The organism is Streptosporangium carneum (assembly GCF_027922005.1).
Taxonomy (GTDB): Bacteria; Actinomycetota; Actinomycetes; order Streptosporangiales; family Streptosporangiaceae; genus Streptosporangium; species Streptosporangium carneum.
Genome location: NZ_BSEV01000074.1, coordinates 1 through 1194, shown reverse-complemented (window position 1 = coordinate 1194; position 1194 = coordinate 1). Strand labels below are relative to the sequence as shown.

1 protein-coding gene is annotated in these 1194 nt (G+C 63.7%); it reads left to right on the top strand.

Annotation, left to right across the window (positions count from 1 at the left end; translation table 11 throughout):
- Nucleotides 1-1134 (top strand): trypsin-like serine peptidase (locus PKF00_RS43860; RefSeq protein ID WP_438827876.1); only part of this gene is annotated, 1134 nt, incomplete at its 5' end.
- Nucleotides 1135-1194 lie beyond the last annotated feature (60 nt).

Sequence of the window (1194 nt, the reverse complement as noted above, 5' to 3'; positions counted from 1 at the left end):
TGGGTGTTCGTCCCGGGTTACTACCAGGGCAAGACCCCGTACGGCATCTACGTCGGCAAGACCGCGTGGACGCACTACGACTTCGACGTCTACGAGGACTACGACCGCGACTACGCGTTCGTGACCGTCTACAACGGTGTCTTCTTCGGCGGCAAGAAGCAGGTCACCAAGACCGAGTACGACAACTTCGTCGGTCCGAAGTACATCGACGAGAAGCAGATCGTCGCCGAGGGCAACAAGAGCGCGGCCGAGGTCTACCAGGAGCTGCTGCTCAAGTACGGCCCGTACGGACCCGTGTACTCCAAGGGCTCGGACGACGTCAAGAGCAGCGACCGCGTCGGCCACGACTACCAGGGCAAGAAGGTCCTGGCCGAGGAAGAGGTCGACCTCAAGACCTGGGTCAACGCTCCGAACCACAGCAACGCCAAGATCAACGGCGAGAAGCTGCAGGGCGGCACCGGCGGTCTCGTGATCGAGGCCATCACCGAGTCCGAGTGGAACGCCTACAACGACCGCAAGGCGGCCGGCAAGGAGCTGGGCCTCCCCCTCAAGGGTGGCCAGGTTCCCGGCACCGACCTGACGCTGCCCACCGGCTGGTGGACGGTCAAGACCTACGTCAAGCAGTGGTACAAGGCTGAGGGCGTCAGCTACTGGTTCCGCACCTACAACATCGAGCTGTCCAAGGACGCCGGTCGTCTCGGTGACAACGTCGGTGGCCAGGGCTTCGCGTGGAACCAGAAGACCGGCCAGCCGGTCTACGTCTTCGGCTACCCCGAGGGCCCGCACCCCGACGGGGACAAGACCTACACCGGTGTCACCCCCAAGTGGGTGTACGGCAAGACCTCCGGCAAGGTCTACGTCTCGGCCGCGCAGAAGATCGAGGAGCACATCGGCGTCAAGGGTGCTCTCACCCCCGGCGCCGACGGTGGCCCCTGGGTCCTGAAGTACAACAACGCCAAGCGTCTGGGCTACGTCAACGGTGTCACCAGCCAGTTCGGTGACCAGGACAAGAACGGCCGCTACGACCTGATCACCTCGGCCTACTTCGACGGCGAGACCGCCGACATCTACAAGAAGGCCGCCAACGTCTGGTCCGGCAAGATCGTGGGCCCGAACGGCGAGCTCTACAAGTAAGCCGTAAGGATCTAACGATCCCCGAGGCAGGGCGTCCAAACCCCTGACTCACCCAGCACG